Annotated in this window: 14 protein-coding genes; 8 read left to right on the top strand and 6 right to left on the bottom strand. The window is 50.3% G+C overall.

The annotated features are described in order from the left end of the window. Positions 1–127: 127 nt before the first annotated feature. Complete coding sequence (locus tag F0L74_RS23465; RefSeq protein ID WP_149840347.1) at positions 128–1,036, bottom strand: DUF72 domain-containing protein; 909 nt, start codon at positions 1,034–1,036, stop codon at positions 128–130. Positions 1,037–1,136: 100 nt separating this feature from the next. Between F0L74_RS23465 and F0L74_RS23460 the strand changes: the two genes are divergently transcribed. The 5 genes from F0L74_RS23460 to F0L74_RS23440 all read left to right on the top strand — a co-directional run bounded on the left by F0L74_RS23460 (position 1,137) and on the right by F0L74_RS23440 (position 8,022). Next, on the top strand, positions 1,137–2,561 hold the full coding sequence (locus tag F0L74_RS23460) for a glycogen synthase (RefSeq protein WP_149840346.1): 1,425 nt from the start codon (positions 1,137–1,139) through the stop codon (positions 2,559–2,561). Between the two features lie 256 nt (positions 2,562–2,817). Further along, positions 2,818–4,089, top strand: a complete 1,272-nt coding sequence (locus F0L74_RS23455) for a glucose-1-phosphate adenylyltransferase (protein ID WP_149840345.1) — start codon at positions 2,818–2,820, stop codon at positions 4,087–4,089. 218 nt (positions 4,090–4,307) lie between these two features. Further along, a complete protein-coding gene (locus F0L74_RS23450; RefSeq protein ID WP_149840344.1) occupies positions 4,308–5,792 on the top strand; it encodes a glycoside hydrolase family 130 protein in 1,485 nt (494 codons plus the stop codon). Between the two features lie 49 nt (positions 5,793–5,841). Then, complete coding sequence (locus tag F0L74_RS23445) at positions 5,842–6,708, top strand: DUF4349 domain-containing protein (RefSeq protein ID WP_149840343.1); 867 nt, start codon at positions 5,842–5,844, stop codon at positions 6,706–6,708. A gap of 258 nt (positions 6,709–6,966) precedes the next feature. After that, positions 6,967–8,022 (top strand): hypothetical protein, encoded by a 1,056-nt coding sequence (locus F0L74_RS23440; RefSeq protein WP_149840342.1) that lies wholly within the window; start codon positions 6,967–6,969, stop codon positions 8,020–8,022. Here F0L74_RS23440 and F0L74_RS23435 read toward each other — a convergent pair. Next, positions 8,010–9,032, bottom strand: coding sequence for a glycosyltransferase family 4 protein (locus F0L74_RS23435; RefSeq protein ID WP_149840341.1), 1,023 nt, complete (start codon positions 9,030–9,032; stop codon positions 8,010–8,012). The genes F0L74_RS23440 and F0L74_RS23435 overlap by 13 nt on opposite strands. A 149-nt stretch (positions 9,033–9,181) precedes the next feature. Here F0L74_RS23435 and bshC point away from each other — a divergent pair, with 149 nt between their 5' ends. Then, entirely contained in the window at positions 9,182–10,777 is a 1,596-nt protein-coding gene (bshC, locus tag F0L74_RS23430; RefSeq protein WP_149840340.1) for a bacillithiol biosynthesis cysteine-adding enzyme BshC, read from the top strand. A 113-nt stretch (positions 10,778–10,890) separates the two neighbouring features. Here bshC and F0L74_RS23425 read toward each other — a convergent pair whose 3' ends face one another. Both F0L74_RS23425 and F0L74_RS23420 read right to left on the bottom strand, forming a co-directional pair. After that, complete coding sequence (locus F0L74_RS23425) at positions 10,891–13,113, bottom strand: FUSC family protein (protein WP_149840339.1); 2,223 nt, start codon at positions 13,111–13,113, stop codon at positions 10,891–10,893. 101 nt (positions 13,114–13,214) lie between these two features. Then, positions 13,215–15,407: a TonB-dependent receptor domain-containing protein gene (locus F0L74_RS23420; protein WP_149840338.1), complete on the bottom strand. Its 2,193-nt coding sequence runs from the start codon at positions 15,405–15,407 to the stop codon at positions 13,215–13,217. 377 nt (positions 15,408–15,784) lie between these two features. Here F0L74_RS23420 and smc point away from each other — a divergent pair, with 377 nt between their 5' ends. Next, on the top strand, positions 15,785–19,315 hold the full coding sequence (gene smc / locus F0L74_RS23415; RefSeq protein WP_149840337.1) for a chromosome segregation protein SMC: 3,531 nt from the start codon (positions 15,785–15,787) through the stop codon (positions 19,313–19,315). Positions 19,316–19,440: 125 nt separating this feature from the next. On the opposite strand, the gene F0L74_RS23410 is transcribed toward smc, so the two are convergent. Then, positions 19,441–19,626 carry a DUF8506 family protein gene (locus tag F0L74_RS23410; protein ID WP_149840336.1) on the bottom strand — a complete coding sequence of 62 codons (186 nt, stop codon included), beginning with the start codon at positions 19,624–19,626 and terminating at the stop codon, positions 19,441–19,443. Positions 19,627–19,823: 197 nt separating this feature from the next. Between F0L74_RS23410 and F0L74_RS23405 the strand changes: the two genes are divergently transcribed. Next, a complete protein-coding gene (locus tag F0L74_RS23405) occupies positions 19,824–22,127 on the top strand; it encodes a DUF7133 domain-containing protein (protein WP_149840335.1) in 2,304 nt (767 codons plus the stop codon). Positions 22,128–22,199: 72 nt separating this feature from the next. Here F0L74_RS23405 and F0L74_RS23400 read toward each other — a convergent pair whose 3' ends face one another. Continuing rightward, positions 22,200–22,754 carry a DUF192 domain-containing protein gene (locus F0L74_RS23400; RefSeq protein ID WP_246197796.1) on the bottom strand — a complete coding sequence of 185 codons (555 nt, stop codon included), beginning with the start codon at positions 22,752–22,754 and terminating at the stop codon, positions 22,200–22,202. Positions 22,755–22,775: the final 21 nt, after the last annotated feature.

Genomic DNA, 22,775 nt, shown 5'->3' with positions numbered 1-22,775 from the left:
CTACGATACGGAAATGATACTATATTAGCCAGGTTAGCTAATGCCTTAGCTTCGGTTTAGGTTCGGTTAAGGTTTAATTGAGCTTCGAATAAGGCATATTGGTTAATATAGTATCATTCCGCAATTTTTAGAACAGGGTGTTGGCGCTCTCCACGAACTTTGGCCGCAGCATATCTATCCCGCACACCTCCTTCATCTTATCCACCATATAGATCGTCAGCTCCGGGGAAAACGCCTCATCATGCATATGCATAAAGAAATACAGCTCCTTTAGCCCATGTTCAAGCCAGTAATGGATCCGGTTCACCCAATCATCGATCCGGGTATAATCCGTTGGGTGCAGGCTGTTGCCCACAAACCGTATAAACGCCTTGGATACAGTCAAGTTCATATGCGCGCAATCCCGCCGGCCGGAGGTATCCGTGATAATAAAACCTACTTTCAGCTTCTGCAGGGTGTTCAGCAGCTCCATACGGATGGCCTCATCACTGAACCATTGCGGATGCCGTACTTCCAGGAAGAACTGGAGGTCCTTGGGCAGGGAGCCCAGGTATTCGTACAGCTGCTCCCGCCGGTTGGGGGAGAACTTATCGCTCACCTGCAGGAAAATGGGGCCCAGCTGGTCCCCAAAAGCCAGCACACCCTCCAGGAAAGCGGTGGTCTGCGGCCCGGCATTTGTAAGCTGGCTGTAATGACTGATGGACTGGGACACTTTGGGGCAAAACTTAAAGTGTTTTCCCGTAGCTTTAGCACCCCATTTACGGATCACATCCGGTCCGTATACCTGGTAATGGGTGGCATTGAGCTCAATGCTGTTATAATGGTGAACATATTCGTCCAGGAAGTTGGCTTCTTTTGTGCCTTTGGGATAGATCTTGCCTATCCATTCCTTGCGCCCCCATTTGGCGCATCCCAGGTACAGTTCCGGCTTTTTTACCGGCGTGCCTTTGAGGGCTTTTTTGTTAAAGACAGGCTCTGCCGGCAGTTTAAAATCGATCGTGTCCAGCAGAGGAGTATCAACGCGTCCGAAGTCCATGGATTATTGAATTAAGTGCCTTAAAATTAATTTGGTAGTTCGTTTGTTTATATAGTTTTTCTAAGGTAACTTAAAAGTATGTATCTATTAATTATTTAGCATGGAAGTATTACACGTTAGCGCGGAATGTTACCCGGTAGCCAAGGTTGGAGGACTAGGGGATGTAGTAGGTGCATTGCCCAAATACCAGTACGAGGCAGGTATTTATGCCAAGGTTGTGATGCCTGCGTACAGGACAAAGTTTTTTAACACCCACGAGTTTGATATTGTGCACCAGGCCGGCATGTGGCTGGGCCACCGCTGGTTTCACTTTAACGTATGGAAGGAGAAGGAGAATACCCTGGGTTTTGACCTCTACCTGGTGGACATTCCCGGTTTGCTGGATACGGATGGCGTGTATGGTTATTATAACGATACCGAACGTTTCCTGGCCTTCCAGATCGCTTTCCTGGATTGGGTGAACGAATGGCAACACCGCCCGGATGTGATCCATTGTCATGATCACCACACCGGCCTCATTCCTTTCCTGCTCAATTATGGTTACAAATACGGCCGCCTGCGCAGCGTTCCCACGGTGATCACTATCCATAACGCTCAGTACCAGGGCCAGTTTGGCTGGGACCAGCAATACCTGCTGCCGCATTTCGACAGCTGGAAAAGCGGTATGCTCGACTGGGGCGGCGCTATTAATCCCCTGGCCGCCGCTATCAAATGCGCCTGGGCCGTGACCACAGTATCGCCCAGCTATCTCGAAGAGCTCTACGGCTCCGCCAACGGCCTGGAGTCGCTCATCAGCCACGAAAGAGGCAAAGCGGTAGGCATCCTGAACGGGATTGATACCAAAGTATGGGACCCCGCCACAGACCCCATGATCCGCACTAACTACGATGTATCTACGTTTGCCGCCGGCAAAGCAGCAAATAAACAACGCCTTTGTGAAGAGTTTGGCCTGAACCCCGCCTTACCGCTGGTATCCTTTATAGGCAGGCTGGTAGGAGAAAAAGGCGCAGACCTGTTACCGGAGATCATTGGCCGCGCCCTCTATGAGCTGCCCGGCAAGGTGAACTTCCTGGTATTGGGAAGCGGGGAACCCCATGTGGAATGGTCTCTACACCAAACCCGTCAATATGTGGCAGAACATTTTAATTTACAGATAGGATATAATGAAGTATTGTCACACCGCATTTACGCCAGCAGTGACTTTTTGTTAATGCCCTCCCGCGTAGAGCCCTGTGGCCTTAACCAGATGTACGCCCTCCGCTATGGCACAATCCCCATTGTGCGCAGCGTTGGCGGACTAAAGGATACCGTTACCGATATTGGGGATGAAAACGGTTTTGGCATACGTTTTATACATGCAGCAGTATGGGATATATGCATGGCAATAGGCCGGGCTGTATCCCTGTACGAAGAACAGGAGATAGTTACCCTGCCGCATATACGGCAGTATGCTATGCAGCTGGATCACTCCTGGGACAGTGCCGCACAGGAATACCTGGCGGTCTATAAAGCTTTTATCCGTTAGCGGTTAGCTTTGAGCTGTTGTCTTCGTTTCGTTAAACTGCTAATTGGTGATAGCCCAAAGCTGGTTTTATTTATCCAGCCCGGCAATCGCTGATAGCCAAAGTGAACACCTGATTTTATTTGTCATGGCCGCCCATTGCTGATAGTTAAGGATAAAAACTATACAGCTGGCCCAGGCCGCCAATCGCTAACAGCTAACAGCTAAAGGCTATGAAGCTGCATTTTTCTCTCCGATGGAAAACAATTGATCTAAATATATGTCTAACGCAATTATCTCCCTGATACTGGGTGGAGGGGCTGGTACCCGCCTGTATCCCTTAACACGCCGCCGTTCCAAACCGGCCGTTCCTTTGGCTGGAAAATACCGGCTGGTGGATATACCTATCTCCAACTGCCTCAACGCGGATATGAACCGCATTTTCGTGCTGACGCAGTACAATTCCGCTTCCCTGAACAAGCATATCAAGAATACTTATCACTTTAGCCATTTCAGTAAGGCTTTTGTAGATATACTGGCGGCAGAGCAAACCCCTGACAACCCTACCTGGTACCAGGGTACTGCAGACGCCGTGCGGCAGTGCCTGCACCATATAGATAACTTTGAGTTCGAATATGTGCTCATCCTCTCCGGCGACCAGCTGTACCAGATGGATTTCCGGGAAATGCTGCAATACCATATAGAAACCGGCTCAGAAGTGACCATTGCCACCATCCCCGTGACCGCCAAGGATGCCTCCGATTTCGGGATCCTTAAAACGGACCCGGAAGGCGTGATCACCTCCTTTACGGAAAAGCCCAAACAGGACGCCCTGGGCCCCTGGTCATCGCCGGTAAGCGCGGAAATGGAAACCGCCGGCCGCCGTTACCTGGCCAGCATGGGTATCTATCTCTTCAGCCGTAAGGTGTTGTACGACCTGCTCAATGGCCAGGAAACCTCCACCGATTTTGGTAAGGAAGTGATCCCTTATGCCATTAATGCCGATTATAAAGTGGTAAGCTACCAGTTTACCGGCTACTGGACAGATATCGGTAATATCTGCTCCTTCTGGGAAGCCAACATTGGCCTTACAGACGAAATTCCACAGTTTAACCTGTTCGATGAGTCAAAGACCATCTATTCCCGGGCCCGCATGTTGCCCCCGGCCAAGATATCCGCCAATCTTAACAAAACAATTATTTCCGATGGCTGTATTATATTGGACAGCACGCTGGAGCGTTGTGTAGTGGGCGTCCGTACCCGCATAGGCAGGGGCTCTGTGATCAAAAATACCTACATCATGGGCAGTGATTTTTACCAGACGCTGGAAGACCTGGCCAAGGCCCAGGCCAAAGGCCACCCGCCTATTGGTATTGGCGATAATTGCGAGATCCAGGACGCCATCATCGATAAGAACGCGAGCATTGGCAACGGCGTAAAGATCAATGTGGGCGAACGCCTGCCTGATGGCGAATATGACAAATACACCGTGAAGGATGGGATCGTGGTGATAAAAAAGGGTATGGTTTTGGAAGACGGATACGTGATTTAATGTGTTAATGTGCTGATATGCGGATGTGCTGTTGATACGGGAACTAATGGAGCTGTATAAAATGAGATCCTTTTACGCAGCCTTTACCCGGGATCAGTACATTTGCTGATGATGCGCGATATATGACGGCTATAAATGAACATCATTGCGGCCGTCCTGTATCGGGCATCTTTACATCAGCACATTGGCATATCAGCACATCAGCAAATTAAAATTGTATGCGACTGTCCTTAGAACGACAAACCACTAAGATCTATCCTGATTTAAAAAGAGTAGTAGCGCGTTTCTTCTTTAACGGCGAAGCCCGGGCAAAGGCTATTATTGCACAAGTGACCGCGATGAGCGAAGTAGAGGTAGCGCAAAGCTTTGCGCCGCTGCTCCGCGAGTTCTCCCGCCGTCACCGTAATATCACCCGCGTATTTGAACGGCATTGCGACCGGGTAAAACACCTGTTCGCATCCCAGCAGATCAATTATGACGAGGTGGATTATAAGACCCGCCTGCTCATCGGCTCCTACTTCACCAACGAATATTCCATAGAATCTGCCGCCTTTTTTAACCCTTCCCTTATTGAGGATACGGACCAGACTGGCCTGGAAGAAGGGGAAAAACGCGTGATCATCAGCTTCCGCGCCGTAGGCGAGGGGCATATATCTTCCATCGCCTTCCGCACCGGTACCATCAACCGGGAAAATGAGATCACCTTAACGCCCCCGGGTAATTATGTGGAGGAGGCTGATATTATCCGTAACTCGATTTACCACAAACAGGGCTTTTTCCAGAATGCCGTATCCATCAAGCTGCCGGACTCCGTTATGCGCGAAGTGCAGAACAGCCTGCCGGATCCTTTCGAGTACCTGGCCCTTAAACGCGTGATCCGCGAAATGCAGCAACGCTACCAGGTAGACCATCTCATCAAAAAGGCCCTGGAGCGGTTGTTATGGCTGGCAGACTCCTACTACGAGATCAATTTCTCGCTGGATACGGATATCTCTGACCGGGTGATCTTTCCTTACTCAGAATCAGAAAGCCGCGGTATTGAAGACGCCCGCTTTGTAAAATTCTATGATGAGAACGGGGAAGTGACCTATTATGCCACCTACACCGCTTACGATGGCATTACCATCCAACCCAAACTGCTGCAAACAAAGGACTTCTATAATTTCAAGGTGCTGCCCCTGTACGGAGAGGGCGCGCAGAACAAAAACCTGGCGCTGTTTCCCCGCCGGATCAACGGCAAGTATGTGATGATCTCCCGCATTGACGGAATTAACAATTACATCATGTACTCCGATAAGATCAATATCTGGGAAAACCCGGAGATCCTGCAAACGCCCAAATACCCCTGGGAGTTTGTACAGATAGGCAACTGCGGCTCGCCCATAGAGACGTCTGAAGGCTGGCTGCTGATCACGCATGGCGTAGGCCCTATGCGTACCTATTGCCTGGGCGCCGCCCTGCTGGACCTGGAAGACCCCAAAAAGGAAATAGGCCGCCTGCGGGAACCGTTGCTCATGCCCACTAAAGATGAGCGCGAAGGTTATGTGCCCAACGTGCTGTACTCCTGCGGCTCTATGATCCATAACCAGGAGCTCATTATTCCGTATGGCCTGTCTGATTACGCTTCTTCTTTTGCTACGGTTAACCTGGAGAAGCTGCTGAACAGGATCAAGGAAGATGGCGTGCCGGGGGGCACGGTGTAGTTGTCCGTTACTACATAAACAATATATTATTATAAATCCCTAAAAATCTATGAACGCCTCGTTTAAAGCCCGTTTTATCCGGCTGTCCATATGGGCCGCCGGTATTTTTGTTGTCATGTGCTGTTTCCGTTTGTTATATGGCTATGTGGCCACAGCCCCGGAATCAGGCTCCGTCTTTAGCGATTATTTTGATGGTATCACCGACCTCCGGAAGAACTACGCCTCAGAAAAGCAGCAGGCCAGCAATCCTTCCGCGTTTGCGGCTACCAGCCAGAAATACGAGAAGACCGCTTCCCTGCGCACACAGATCGCTAAGTTTGACGATGACAGCCGTCTGGTCAAACAGCAGGTGACCGCCTTTAACGCCATTATCCAGTATGAGCAGGCTATGGGCCTCAAGGGCAAGCGCCAGCTGCACCTCCTGATAGGCGTAGCGCCTGCCGCCTTTGACTCTTTTTACCTGGCCGTGCAGCAGATTGGCCGCTTAAAGGCCAGCGTGATCACCAAGGTGGATAAGACCAATGAGTACAAACAGCTGAACGCCAAAAAAGTATCCCTGGAAAAGATCCTGGGCTCGCTTAATGAGCTGCGCTCCCATGGTGGTGATCTGTCAGACCTGGTGACCCTGCATGATAAGATCCTGGAAATAGAGAACAGGATGCAGGAGCTGGGCGTAGAACTGGGGAATTTTGATGAGGAGAACGAGTTCTGCACCGTAAAGCTATCCCTGTACGAAGGCGCAGAGGCGGCGCCGCAAAGCATCAGCTTTATACACCGCCTCAAAGTAGCCCTGCAATGGACCATCTTATGGTATATGTACCTGGGCATAGGCGTGGTCCTGGCCTCGCTGGCCATACTGCTGATCTTACTGATAGCCGGCAGACTCAAAAAGATGGACCTGTTTAAAACTGAATAGATCGTATGCACAAACCCGTAAGTACCCGGATATGGTGATTGCGTAATACTATATGCGTAAGTAATTTTGACCTGACCATTGACGCGGTATGAAGGAGCCCGGCAATAGGTTACAAGAACAATAACGGGAGTTGCTTATGCACACAGCGGTTTGCAGACATTTGTTTGCAAACCGCTTTTTTATGTGAGCAGGAAGAGGAGGTATTGCTAAAAACTATACATTTCTACATATATTGTGGCAATATATAACACGATCCCTATGTTACTTTCCAAACAAATCACCCGTGATGAGCACTCCACCTTCAGAAAAGAGATCTTTTACAATGATAAAAAAGATATACTGGCCACACGGGAGAGAACGATCATAAATGAGAACGGGACGGAAAACGGTATGTTAAGCGTATATGAATATTCAGGTCAGGACTATCGTATCATCAGGTTCGAGTCCGGCTCTGAAAGTTACAGCAGTTTTCAGCCTGGGTTGCTCTTAGCGGGTAAACGGGATTGGTATAATATAAAAGAAGCCCATTCCACACAGGAATGTAAGTTTGAAAATGGGCGGATGGTGGCTGATCATTACCACAATATCCAGTTTGATTACAAACAGCTGGTGAACTATACTTATAAGGATGGGGTTAAAGTAGCTGAGACCCAGACAAAAGAAGATGGCAGCGTGTATAAAAGCACCTTCACCTATGAGCAGGGCCAGGTAAAAACGAAACTCACACTGTTGAACGATCAGTTCCTGGACCTCATTAATTATATGTACCGCGACGGACAACTGGTGCAGGAAGACCGCACATTAAAGTATAAGGACACACAATTCACTTCCACTTCAAAGAAATACTTTTACGCTGGTAAGGAGCTAACCAGGACGGAATATTACGGTACCTATGCAGGTAAATTCCCGCTGTATAAAGTAGAGGAAAACATCCGCAAAGGAAATATGGTCACCAGCAAATTTTCAATGATATCCAACCTGGAGATGGTGATCGGTTATTATGACCTGGCGGCCCTGCATGAATGGCTTAAGAAAAATAATATGGAAGGGATTTTACCTTTTTACACCAAAGACTTCCTGTCAACCGCGGTATTTGACGCAAGCAGCTGCCAGATTGATACTTTTGATGATAAAGGCACCGTGACAGAGATGAAGATCATGCACCCGTATGATCATAACAAAGAGATGACAAAAATGACATTCCGTAATGAGTACAATGATAATGGCCTGCTGGAGTTTACCCTTGTGTACGGGCAAACAGAAGAAGGGGAGATGAAGGAGCGCGAGATCAGGAAGTATTATTACCGGGACTGACCGCCGCTTAATACCTGCTCATACACCTCCATATATCCTTTTACCATCTGCTCCTGGCTAAAGCGCTCTTTTGCATAGGTATGGCAATAATGCCGGTCTATTGCAGAGATTTCCTTTATACTGTTGATGGCCTGCTGCTGGTTAAGCACCAGGAACCCCGTTTTACCCGGCTGTATCAGCTCCGGCATGGCGCCGCGCTGATAGGCAACTACCGGTGTGCCGCATAACATCGCCTCTGCTACGCTCAAACCAAATGGCTCCTCGAAATAGATGGGATGCAGCAGCGCTTTGGCGCGGCCCAGCACCTGGTTGCGTTCCTGGCCGCCTACCGGCCCTGCAAATATGATCTGGTTGCCGTCAATAAAAGGTTTTACTTTTTCCCGGAAATAAGCTTCATCCTGTATAATGCCGGCTATGATCAGCCGGTGATCTGTTGCCAGTGCGATCTGTATAGCGTCAAAAGTGCCTTTATCCGGGTGTATGCGCCCAAAGTACAGCAGGTAGTCCTCCGGCTGTGTTTCCAGGGAGAACTCTTCCGTACGGATGCCATTATATACGTTGGCGGCATATTGCAGCTCCGGGCTACGGTCCGCATAACTGATAGATACATAGTGGCATATATCATTATAACGCGCATACACCGGGATGATCTTTGGAGACGAGAACCCATGTATAGTGGTCACAATAGGGGTGGGGATGAGCCTTGACCAGCTAAGGGGCAGAAAATCGAAATGATTATGGATGATATCAAACTGGCCGGCCTGCTCCATCAGGTAACTGATATGCATACACTCTTGTACCTTGGCATCCAGCTCACGGTCTTCCTCATAACCCATGGGGCAAATAGCGGCCAGTTTGCCGCTGGTAACGGAGTTGGCTGTGGCAAAAAGGGTCACATCCAGCCCCTGTGCTACCAGGCCTTCTGTGAGGTTAGCGGCCATCTGTTCCCAGGGACCATAATGCCGGGGTGGGGTGCGCCAGGCTACGGGTGATAATACGGCAACCTTCATAGTTATGAATTACATGCACAATTTAACATATAACGTGCCATCAATCCGTAATTCCTCCTGCCACTTGCCGCTTATCACATCAAATTGTAATTCGTATCTGCCAAATCGTAATTTATTCTAACTTCGTGCCTTCAAAGGAAGTATGGAGCATGGAGCCTTCAGTTTGTAACAGTATCACTTATAAGGAGACAGGCTATTTCAGTCAGCTGGTTATAGATTTTCTGTCAGAACATCCGCATATCCGTTCTTTTTATAACTATCCGCCGCTGCAAACCAATGTAGACGAGCTGATAAAAGCTAAAAAGGCCCAGCCCCTTCAACGGGATCTGCTGGTAAAAGCCTTGCAGCAGCAGTATGCCGGCATGGAGCTGCATACCGCTGTACAGGAGCATATCCGCCTGCTGGAGCTGCCTAATACCTTTTCTATTTGCACAGCGCACCAGCCTAATATCTTTACCGGGTACCTTTATTTCGCCTATAAGATCCTGCAAACCATTAAGATGGCGGCAGAGCTGCACCAGCAGCACCCCGGGTACAATTTTGTACCGGTGTATTATATGGGCAGCGAAGACAATGACCTGGATGAGCTGGGCAGCATTTACCTGAATGGCAAAACTCTTACCTGGCCTACCACTCAGGCCGGCGCCGTGGGGCGTATGCGGCCGGAGGGTATGGATGCGCTGATCAGCCAGGTAGAGACCGCATTGGGCTATGGCAAATATGCAGAAGAGCTGATCCAGCTGCTGCGCAAAGCCTACCTGGAGCATGATAACATTCAGCAGGCTACCTTATACCTCACCAATGAGCTGTTTGGCCGTTATGGGCTGATCGTGCTTATCCCGGACACCCCGTTGTTCAAACAACAGATCATACCGGTTATGAAAGAGGAGCTGCTGCAGCAGACCTCTTACCCCATCGTAACAAAGACCATCGAAAAGATCTCACAACACTATAAAGTACAGGCCAATCCCCGGGAAATAAACCTGTTTTACCTCACGGACAATGCGCGGGAGCGTATCGTAAAAGAGGGCGAATTGTGGAAAGTGCTGCACAGTGATATCTCCTTTACAGCAGAAACGCTGGAGCAGGAGCTGCACGCGCATCCGGAACGCTTTAGCCCCAATGTGATCCTGCGGGGCATCCTCCAGGAGACCATCCTGCCCAATATCGCCTTTATTGGCGGGGGCGGCGAGATCGCTTACTGGCTGGAGCTGCGGGACCTGTTTAACCATCACCGGGTGCCATACCCTATGCTGGTATTGCGTAACTCTTTCCTGCTGGTAGATCCGGTGTCCAAAAAATGGCTGAACAAACTGGGCCTTTGTATAAAAGACCTGTTTGGCAATGTGGAAGAGCTGATCAACAATTTTGTGATGCAGCGTACCAATGCCGCCCTGGTGCTCAAAAAAGAATACGATGTGCTGGACCAGCTGTTTGATGAGCTGGAAGAAAAGGCCCGTAGTATAGATGTGACCCTGGTGGCCTCCATTGCGGCAGAACGCCATAAGGCCGTAAAAAGCATTGGTAAACTGGAGCATAAGTTCCTGAAAGCGGAGAAAAAGAAGTTTGCCTGGCAAACGGACGAGATCCGGCAGCTGCGTACCAAGTTATTCCCCGCCGGCTCCCTGCAGGAACGTAAGGAGAATTTTATGCCCTGGTATATTCATGAAGGCCCGGCCCTGTTTGACAGGATCCTGGCAGATATGAAACCGCTTACGGACGAACTGGTGATCATTTACGAATAAGATAATTGGCCGGCTCAGTTTACGGGAATTGCATCGCAACTGCTTAGCAACGTTACTGCAACTGCATGTAAACGTTACTCCCTACCACGAAATGCGGGGTACCGTTTTTACCATCATTTTGTTGATTTGCGCATATCCTTCAGGATACCGGCTATGCTATGCAGCTGGTCACGGACCTGTTTTACCTCCAGCATCTCATCCCGTACCGGGGTTTCGCCCTTGCCGGCATTGATCTCTTCCTGGCGCCTGCGTTCCAGGCTTTCCACACAGATCTCCAATGTTTCAAATGCTTCAATATTCTGGGGTAATTCTGGTAGTACTGCGCCGGGGTTGATGCTTAGATCCGCGATCTGATCCAGGCATTGCAGCAGGTAGCGGGTAATAAGCTGGTATTCCGGGCGGGGATAATTGACCTTATGTCCCAGGCCATAGGCCGCTAATGCGGCTATACGGGAGCTGAGTGTGTGGTTCAGCACCACAAAATGGTATAATTGAGAGGTATTCTTCTGTTTACTTTTTGGCTCGCTTAACATACGCTGAAAAGCGCCCATCATATTGGCCGTATTTACATAGGTCTCTTTACGGGCCAGTTTATAGTCTACCACCGCCATTTGCTCACCGGTGTATAGCTTCATTACCTGCTCCAGGTACTGCCGGTTAGACCGGATCATCTTTTCCATATAACTGGGCAAATACTTATGCTCCCAGCTGGGCCACAGGGCAATATTGGCCACAAAGGCCAGGGTGCCGCCTATAAAAGTATCCAGCACCCGTTGCGTGGCATAATGCAGGTCTGCCGGGTGCAGGAAATGCAGCAGAAAGATCACGAATGGGGTGGTAAAGATCACGCTCACCGTGTATTGCAGGCTCATAAAGCTATATGCGCCCAGGATACAGAACAGCATAATGGCAAAGATGACGGGAGGGTTCTTCACCAGCAGCAGCACCGCAATGGCAAACAAAGCGCCTACCACCGTGCCGGTAATACGCTGGTAACTGCGGGATTTGGTCAGCCCAAAACCGGGTTTCAGGATCACCACAATGGTGAGCAGGATCCAGTATACCCTGTCCAGGTGCAGGGCCAGCCCTAATAGATAACCAATGGTGGTGGCCAGGGCTACCCGCACGGCATGGCGGAAGATATGCGACTGGAAGGTGAGGTTATTGCGAAATACCTCCAGGTCATAACGGTTACTGGTGGTAAAACGGGATAGTTCCAGCCGCTCGTCCAGGGTGGCCTCTTTTACCCGCTCCAGCCGGGTAAGGCGGTGCAGGTTATACATGCGGTTGGCAATATCCTGCAGGTTGTTTAGTATGTTGGTGAGCACAAACAGGCGGTTCCTTTCCTGCAGGGTGGGCAGGGTCTTCCTTATTTCTGTAATGGCCTGTTGTACCTTATCTATATCATGGCGCAGGTTCTCCCGCGGTAGGGAGCGTTGGCCGGCCATTACCGCCCGGCCTATATTGCGCATTTCTTCTACAAACTCCAGGATCAGCCCGTGCATTTTTTCCAGGATCTCCTGCTCTCCAAAATACTGGTGTAGGGATTTATAGTCCGTTTGCGAGGCCATGATATGCTCCTGCAGGTCTACCATATCCAGGAAAATAAGCACCATGCTTTTGCTGATGGTACTGGTGCCCAGCTGGGCGGAGCGGCGTTTGAGCAGCAGTTCCCGCACGGCTTCCTGTTTTTCGTTTACCAGTACCTGTTGCTCCAGTACGGATTTATAGATCTCCTCTATGTCTGCGTCCTTTACGTAAAAGCCGGCGCGCAGCTCCAGGTACCTGGCGGTTTCCAGTATACACTCGCCTAGGGTCTGCTGCACGTTCAGGTAGGGGCGTATCTGCCATAAGATAAGGGCCAGGAACCCATGCCATACTGCGCCCAGTAATACCAGCAGGCTGTTAATCACCGCCTCCCGCGCAGTATCCTGCGGGTCGCCCAGGATCACGATCATCACCAGCAAACAGGCCACGCCTATATTGCCGCCCCGGTTACCATAGACCAGCAGCATACTGAATATAAAACAGCAGATAACGATCCAGGGCGTCATGGCCCAGGGATAGGGGGATGCCAGGCCGGTGCCCAGCGCCGTGATAGAGATGAGGCCAATACTGATCAGCGCTCCGTTTGTTTTATGCACAAAAGTGCCGGGTTGGTCTGACAAGGCGGCGCATAAGGCCCCCGTAGAGATGGCAATGCCCGCAATAAGCTGGCCCATACTAAAGCATACCAGCGAGGGCACCACTACGCTGATGGTGGTACGTAGCCCATTACTGAAATGGTAACTGTAAAGGAAACTCTTTATTGCAGTAAGCCAGTCACGGACGCGCATTCAATATAAATTACGGATTACAAAGGGACATGCAGGATGCAAAGTTATTCAATTCCTGCATTTGCCCGGGTATTTGTAGTGATTGTATATGTTGTTGATTTTCAGTGATTATCATCACTTCTCTTCACATCATCATTCTTTACGCCTTTTTTACGTGTAACCGCCTCCTTTAGCTGGCCAAACTTCCAGTTAAATCCCAGGCGGGCCGCCCGCACCGGGTAATAAAAAGTGCTGGTCTGCTCAAATAAGGGGTCATGGATCACGCTGCGCCAGGCAATCTCCCGCTGGAATAGCTGGTCCAGGTAAAGGCTAAGGGTAGCCCGGCGGTGGAACAGCTCTTTACGCAGGCTAACGGTGTGGCTGGAGTACCCCTGCATACGGCCCTGCAACGCCGGCCGGCTGCTATTCAGGTAAAATGAGAGCTCCACCTTCAGGCCCGCGCCCAGGTCATAATCACTGCTGACATAGCTGGTGGCGCTCCAACCGGTATTATGCAGGCTGCGGCCGGTCTCATTTTGCAGGGAGGTATACACCGGCCTTATATTACCGTTGATGCTCCAGTGCGGGTTTAGCTGCGCGCCTACCACCAGGTCCAGCCCGGCGGCGCTGCGCCGGTCTATATTGGCCACAGAAGCGGCAATTGTGCTGGAGTCGGCGCCTACGCTCAGGAATGCTTCTATGGCATGGTGGGTAATGGTGTAGTCCGGGTTTACCAGCAGGCTTACGCCACCGATCATAACCTGGTAGTTCATGCCAACACTATGACTGGTCTCCGGCTGCAGGTTAGGATTGCCATGTGATACATTATACGGGTCATTATCATTCACATAAGGGTTTAGCCCCGTTATCCAGGGACGCTGCAGGCGCCGGCTGTAGGAAACGCGCAGGGTTTGCGTGCCGGATATGGGAATGGTAATATTAGTAGTTGGTATAAAGTGCAGATAATCAATGTGTATTGTCGTGTCACTGGAAATAAAATGAGCACTGGTATTGGTCTTTTCCAGGCGCGCGCCCAGTTGTACGCCTACCCGCTTTTTTATCTTAAACCGGTAGGTGGTGTAGGCGGCCAGTACATCCTGCCGGTAGCGGTAGGTATCCGCCCGGTTAACCTGTCTGAGCGCCCGGTCAGGGTCAGGATGCAGGTGCTGGTTATAATCACTTTCAATGGTGCGGAAGATGGTTTTAATGCCGCTCTCCAATTGTCCGTTACCCGGCAATGGCCGGGCATAGTCCAGCTGCACAGTGTTTTCCGTATTAAACTCCCCGTTATAGTTCTCCAGGTAATTATCCGGGCCTGGCTCGTTCAACTGCGCATTATCTGCATGGATGGTGTTACGGCCGGTGTTCCGGTTCAGGGACAGGCTGAGGGTATGCCCTTGCTGCCGGAACCTTTTCTGGTAATCCAGCCCCAGGTCATAACTGTTGTTGCTGTACCGGGTATAGCTGGTATACTGGCCGGTTTGTACGGGCTGCTGGTCCGGGTACAGCAGGTTTAGCTGGGGCGCATTATTGGTATTGCGGCCAATATTATTGTTACTGTACAGGCTAAGACTGCTGGTGCTGTCCAGGTCATAGCTCAGCTCCAGGCTGGCGTAATAGGAAGTGCCGTCAAATACACTGCTGCCGGTTTGTGCCAGCGTGTTTTCATAATTGGGTACATGGCTTCTCCGCAGGCCTTCTGACCGGCCCTTGTTACGGAAGGTATTAACGGTTACAAAACCGGCAATGCCCAGGCGGCCAGTTTTGGCGTTGAGCGTGGCGGTGCCGTTGGCATATCTCAGGCTATTATAGCTGCCGGAAAGGCTGCCATTGTACCCGCTAAAGGGTTGCCGGGTAATGATATTGATGATACCTGCTGTGCCTTCCACATCGTAACGGGCAGAGGGTTGGGTAATGATCTCTATGCTTTTGATCACGCTGGCGGGAAGGGAGCGTAACGCATCCCGGGGACTTTTGGCCAGCAGGGAGGTGCTTTTGCCATTCAGCAGCACCTTGAACTGTTCGCTGCCTTTGAGCAGGATAGTACCGTCCGGCTCCACGGTCACCAGCGGCACACGGCGCAGCATCTCTGCGGCGGACAGGTTATCTTTATTCAGGTCATTGGCTACATTGTATACCAGCCGGCCGTCCTTTACTTCCAGCAGGGCCTTTTGCGCGGTAATGGTCACCTGCTTGAGTTGTTTGGCACTGTCAGCCACAACGCCGGTGATACGGAAAGCAGCTGGCCGCTGGGCGTAGGCAAAGAAGGGGCATGAAAGGATGCCGGTCAACAAGGTAAAGAAGCGATGCTTCATAGGGCATGTGCGTGTTAACGGACAAAACGCGCCGGGTTTAGATAGTAATAAGGTTTTTCATCGGGTCTTTCAATCGGGTGTTACTACAGTATATCCATCCGCTCAGGCAAAGGCAAATTAAGCATTATATACGTTTATTGAGGGCGTAGGGCCGGATGGATACATCTAAAGTAAAATTTAGCTAGTTTTGCATAATTGGTTGTTAGTCAGCATAAAAGAAATGGTTTAATGACAATTTATTCACAGTTGTGTATAAATAAAAACCGGTAATCGGCCACAGGCTGTTAAATTACTAATTGATTTGGACAAATTACGTGCAGGCAATATGTGAATCGTAATTATCTTTGACAGCTTAAAAAACCAAACCAGGAGCAACCGTGCGTTTAAAAACATTAGAAATCAAAGGCTTCAAAAGTTTCGCCGATAAGACCGTTTTGAACTTTGACGAAGGTATCACCGGCGTTATTGGGCCTAATGGTTGCGGCAAGAGTAATATCATCGACTCCATACGCTGGGTGATAGGGGAGCACAAGATCAGCAACCTGCGCTCAGATAACCAGGCCGGCCTGGTATTTAACGGCTCCAAAAGCCGTTCCGCCAGCGGTATGGCAGAAGTGAGCCTCACCTTTGAGAACACACGTAACGTACTCCCCACTGAGTTTACCACGGTAACCATCACACGTAAATTCTATAAGAACGGCGATAGCGAATACCGCCTGAACGATGTAGCCTGCCGTTTAAAGGATATCCATAACCTGTTCATGGACACCGGCGTAAGTACGGACTCCTATGCCATTATTGAGCTGGGCATGGTGGATGATATCATCAAGGATAAAGAAAACAGCCGCCGCCGCATGTTGGAGCAGGCAGCCGGCATCTCCATCTATAAAACCCGTAAAAAGGAAGCTAAGACCAAACTGGATGCTACAGAAGGTGACCTTAACCGTATTGAGGACCTGCTGTTTGAGATCAACAACAACCTGAAGACCCTGGAAAGCCAGGCCCGTAAGGCAGAACGTTATTACGAGGTAAAAAAGGAATACCGGGAGATCAGCATTGAGCTGGCCAAAGCCGCCCTGGAAGGCTTTAACATCACCTTCAAGGACCTTACTGAACAACAGCAGACAGAAAGCGACCGCAAGATGGCCCTGGAAGCAGAGATAGCCACCGACGAAGCGGCCGTGGAAGACGATAAGCTGCATTTTGTAGCCAAAGAAAGGGAACTGCAGGTATTACAGAAATCCTTTAATGAGCTGGTAGCCACCATCCGTACCAAAGAGGGGGATAAGAACCTGGCCACCCAGCAGCTTACTTACCTGCGTGAGCGGGAAAAGAACCTGAGCGATTTCCTGAACAATGCAGAAGGACAGCTGCAGGGCCTCACAGATTCCATCGCCTTTACAGAGAAACAATCCGTAGAAGAGCAGGAAGTGTTTGACAGCATGCAGGACGAACTGGAAACCCTGCACGATATGGTGGAGGACAAGAAACACGCTTTCAACGACAAGAAACAATCCCTGGAAACCCTGCGCCGCGATCAGCAGCAATGGCAACGCCAGCAGTTTGAGGCAGAAAAGAAAGTGGCGGTGGCAGATACCTCCGTACAGAACCTGCAACGCAGCATACAACAGCTCCAGGAGGAAAAGGTGAGCCGTCAGGCCCAGATCACCCAACTGGCAGAAGAGAAGGAGATCCTGCAGGACACCCTCGAAGACAGCAAGGCCAACCTGGAGGAGATGATCCGTTTCCAGGAAGAGACCAAAGGCAAGATCCTGGCTACCCAGTCAGACATAGAGGGCCTGCGCGATAAACTGGTGGACGAGAACCGTACCCTGGACGCTAAAAAGAACGAATACGACCTCTTAAAATCACTGGTAGACAGCCTGGAAGGGTACCCAGAAAGCATCAAGTTCCTGAAAAAGAACAACGAGTGGAATAATAAGGCGCCTATCCTCAGTGATATATTCTTCTGTAAGGAAGACTACCGCACCTGTATAGAGAACCTGCTGGAGCCTTACCTGAACTACTATGTGGTAAATAATGCGGAAGAGGCCATCCAGGCCATCCGCCTGCTGGATGGCAACAAAAAAGGTAAAGCCAATTTCTTTATACTGGACCAGTTCCACCATCAGGGCGGACAGCTGTTCACCCCTCCCGGTACCATCCCGGCGCTGGAGGTGGTAGAGATAGACGAACGTTATAAAGGGCTGGGCAACTATCTGCTGGGTAAAGTATTTGTGGCAGATGATGTAAGCGCGCTGGACTTTGGCCAGCTGCCGGACCAGGATGCGCTGGTGGTAGAAAAAAGCGGCCGTATGTACCGCGGCAAATACAGCTTTAGCGGCGGTTCCGTAGGCCTGTTCGAAGGCAAAAAACTGGGCCGCGCCAAGAACCTCGAAAAGCTGGATGCGGAGATCAAAGCGCTGGAAACTACCGTGAACACCCTGCGCCAGCAGATCCAGGACAAACACAACGAAGTATTAGGCTATAACAGCCAGCTGAATGATAAGAACATCAATACGGCCCGCGAAAAGATCAACCAGCTCAATAACCAGCTGTTTGGCCTGCAAAACCGTATCGAGAACTTCCATCACCTCATAGAGACTGGCGATAAACGCCTGGCGGAAATGCAGCAATCCCTGGAAACCAACCAGGAAAGTATCTCCGGCGTGCGGGATGAGCTGGAGATCCTGAACGATCGCGTACATGCCCTGCATGATAATATCGTAGCCGCGGAACGCGCCTCCCAGGATGCAGAGCAGCAGTTTAACCAGGCCAACGTACAGTACAATAACCAGAACCTGCAACATACCCGCCAGCACAGTAAAGTGCAGGGCCTGAAACAGGAACTGGAATTTAAACGCAAACAACTGAGCGACCTGCACACGCAGATCACCAATAATAAATCCCAGCTGGAAGACGCCGTGGCCAACATTTCCGCGGCAGAAGACAAACTGGGACTGGCAGAAGATGGCCTGGTAGACCTGTTCCGTCAGCGCGAAGAGGAAGAGAAAGCCCTGAACGAAAAGGACCAGGAGTACTACAACTTCCGCAACCACCTGCAGGAAAAGGAAAGCGCCCTGCGTGCCCGTCAGCGTGCCAAAGAGCAGCTGGAGCAGGCCCTGACCGCCATCAAGGACAAAGTGAACGAGCTGAAACTGCAACTGGCCTCCATGAAGGAAAGGCTGAGCGTAGAGTTCAAGGTGAACCTGGACGAGATCCTGGACGACGCCCGTTCCAGCACCCTCGCCGTAGATGAGCTGCAAGGCAGCGCAGAACGCCTCAAGAAACGCCTGGAGAACATGGGTGAGATCAACCCAACAGCCATTGAGGCCTTCCAGGAAATGAAGAAACGTTACGAATTCATCCTGGAGCAAAAGAACGACCTGGTAGCCGCCAAGGAATCCCTGATGGCCACTATACAGGAAGTAGAATCTACCGCCAACCAGAAGTTCCTGGATACTTTCAATACCGTAAAAGAGAACTTTATCCGTGTGTTCAAGGCACTGTTCACGGAAGAAGACCAGTGTGACCTGATCCTGAACGAGCCGGAGAACCTAGCGGAAACCGGTATCGAGATCATCGCCAAACCTAAAGGCAAACGCCCGGCTGCTATTACGCAGTTATCCGGTGGAGAGAAGACGCTTACCGCTACCGCGCTGCTATTTGCTATTTACCTGATAAAACCCGCGCCGTTCTGTATCCTGGATGAGGTGGACGCCCCGCTGGATGATGCCAACGTAGGTAAGTTCACGAATATGATCCGCAAGTTCTCTGATAACTCACAGTTTATTATTGTAACGCATAATAAGCAAACGATGGCTGCGGTGGATGTGATCTATGGGGTGACGATGCAGGAGCCGGGGGTGAGTAAGCTGGTGCCGGTGGATTTCAGGAGTTTGAATTGATGTGAAGATGTGCGGATGTGCAAATGAAGGCCTCCGCACAGAGGTTATCACAAGGGCATTACCGCTGAAAAGCAGCTGCGTCAAGATTATATCTGACTAAGCGCGAAAAGGATATTGCAGGATGCCTATTGGGGTGGCAGGTTTTTGAGAAGGTCTTTGGCCGGGACATGCTTAATATTGCCGTCTTCGTCTTTAATAACCATCATTTTATCCAATGCGGCGTTTTCATGCACCAGTTTTCTTATTGCTTTCTCCACACCTTTCAGCACCTTCTCTGATAGCTCACTAATATAGGTCTGATTATTTTCCATGATAGTTTGCTTGTTTTTGAATAACGATAATGTACATATCAGGCATATTCGAATATACCTCCTATGCCTGTAATTAAAAAATTCACTACCCTCACCATCAATTTCTACCTCTCATCATTTTCCATTCCCCTAAATTTGAATATTCACATCTCGTGACTTATTTTGGGTTTTGCAATCGATGTAAACAGCAGCGCGGAATGAAAAACTGGTTCTACACTTACAGCTTATTAGCCGCAGGCGCTCTATGGATGACCGCCTGCCAATCCAACCCACCGGAGACAAAAGACAAAAAACAATCGGACTCCCTTGCCATGCGGGAAAAGTACGCGGAATCACCCACACTGGATCCCGAAACCTCCCTGCAGCATATACAGGTGGAGAAAGGCCTGAAAGTGCAGCTGGTGGCCGCAGAGCCGCAGGTATCCGTACCGGTGGCCATGACCTTTGACGAACGTGGGCGTATGTGGGTAGTGGAAATGATGGGCTATATGCCGGATACCGTTGGTACCGGAGAAGACATGCGTAACGGCCGGGTAGTGATCCTGGAAGACGCTAATCATGATGGTACCGTGGATACCCGCACCACCTTTACAGACTCCCTTGTATTGCCCAGGGCCATCTGTATGGTGGAGAACGGCATACTGGTAGCAGAACCGCCTAAACTGTGGTTCATTGAAAATGATCATGACCGTGCCGGCAAAAAAACGCTGGTAGATGATAAATATGCGGAAGGCGGTAACGTGGAGCACCAGCCCAATGGGCTATTCCGCGCTATGGATAACTGGATCTATAACGCCAAATCAGATAAGCGTTACCGTAAGGCAGGCAATAAATGGCTGATAGAGCATACCCATTTCCGTGGCCAATGGGGGATCTCCCAGGATAACTATGGCCGCCTGTTCTATAATAATAACTCAGAGAACCTGCTGGGCGATTATTTTAGCCCGGGTCTGGGCGCATCTAACGAGGCGCAGAAGAATGTAGCCGGTTATGACGAGCATATTGTGCCGGATAATCGTGTATACCCCATCCGGGCCACGCCAGGCGTGAACCGCGGGTATATGAAGGGCGTACTGGATGATAGCCTGCGCCTGGTGAATTTTACCGCGGCCTGTGGCGTGCTTATTTACCGCGCCAACCTGCTGGGTGATGGCTTTGAAGGTAATGCCTTTGTGGCGGAGCCCTCTGCCAACCTCATTAAACGTAACCTGTTGCAGGATAGCGGCTACATTGTAAAAGGTGAACAGGCCTACAAGGAGCGGGAGTTCCTGGCCAGCACGGATGAACGTTTCCGCCCGGTGAACCTCTATGAAGGACCGGATGGCGCCCTGTACATACTGGATATGTACCGCGGCATTATACAGCACAAAACATACCTCACGCCTTATTTACGTAATGAGATCAAAACGCGCCGGCTTACCACCCCGCTGAACTGCGGGCGTATTTACCGCGTAGTGCCGGAAAAGGATACCGCCGTACAGATGGTAACCTTAGAGAATGATCCCGCCAAGCTGCTGGCGCTGTTAGACCATCCCAATGGCTGGGTAAGGGATAAGGCACAGCAGATGATCGTAGACAATCACTATACCACGCTGGCGCCCCAGCTGCGGGAAAGGCTGCGGCATGATGATCCTAAGAAGCCCTGGGGTTTACTGCACGCTATGTGGACCCTGGAAGGTCTGGGCCAGCTGCAATTGGCAGATGTAACGGCCGTAATACAACAGGCGAACCCTTACCTGCGGGTACAGGCACTGGCGGCTATGCCGGCTGTGATCACGCCGCAGCAGGCCAGCCAGGTACTGTCTGTTATTGCGCCTTTACAGCAAAGCGTGTTGCAGGCGCCTTCCATCGCCCTGCTGCTGCCATATATCAAGAAAGTGAATGCCGCTGCAGCCAGCCAGCTGCAAACGCAGTTGTTACATAGTTATGCCAGCGACCGTTATGTGGCGGATGCCATTATCAGCAATAATGCCGGGCATGAGCAGGAGCTGCTGCAACAGGTCACTAAATGGAATGCGGATACCAACCTGGTGATCACCCGCCGTCTGCAGAAGACAATAAAGGATGCCGCCAAACAGCGTAATGCCAAAGCCAACGCAGCGCTGGCCAAGCTGTATCCCCGCGGTAACCATATCTTTAAAACAGTATGCCAGACCTGCCATGGCGCAGACGGAGAAGGCATTCAATCCCTGGCGCCGCCGCTGAACCAGTCGCAATGGGTATTGGGTGATAAGAACAAGATGATCTCCATTGTACTCTATGGTCTTACCGGCCCCGTACCGGTAAATGGCAAAGTATACAAAGCGCCGGAAGTAAGCGGTGAAATGCCGGGTATTGGCAGCAATGACGAATTCTCTGATGATGATATTGCGCAGGTGATCAGTTTTATCCGTAATGCATGGACCAATAAAGCGGAAAAGGTGACAGAGAAGGATATACAGCAGATAAGGCAGCAGTACAAAGGCCGCCAGAAATCCTTTACAGTAGAAGAGCTGAAATAGACCGGCTAATAACCGGATAAAAATAAAGAGGCCGTTCCAACGTATGTTGGAACGGCCTCTTATGCGTAGCGCTTACAGCTTCGTATAGGCGATCTTGTCGCCCACGTTTACATGGTATTTATCGCAAAAGCCGGCATTTACTTCTACCACATACATAGCTTTCTTAAAAGAAGACAGGCTTTCTTCAGAAAGGGGAGTGGCATATTTGCGGAAGGATACGATCTCCTGTTTATCATCCACATAAAGGATGTCCAGTGAGATATAGGTATCCTTCATCCAGAAAGACTGCTCCTCTGCCTGGGAGAATATGAATAACATACCCTGGTCATCGGTCATGGACTTGCGGTTCATGAGGCCCGTGGCGCGTTCGTCGTCTGTTTCCGCCAGCTCAATATCTATCTTGCGCAGGGTATCATTTTTTGCCTTGCCAATAAAGTACAATTCCCCTTCTTTTTTGAATTGGGGGCCATTGTCAACCGCAGGGGCGGTGGTAGCGGAGGCGGCCGTATCGGAGGCCGTAGTGGTGGACGTGTTACCTGTACGATTACCGCAGCCGGCAATATACAGGACAAAAGCCATGTTAAAGAACCATTTGGAAGTAGTGATCAGCATTTTTACAGGTCTCATGACACTGAAGTTAGGAAAGTT

This window comes from Chitinophaga agrisoli (assembly GCF_008386695.1).
Classification (GTDB): Bacteria; Bacteroidota; Bacteroidia; order Chitinophagales; family Chitinophagaceae; genus Chitinophaga; species Chitinophaga agrisoli.
This window is presented reverse-complemented; position numbering and strand designations above follow the sequence as displayed.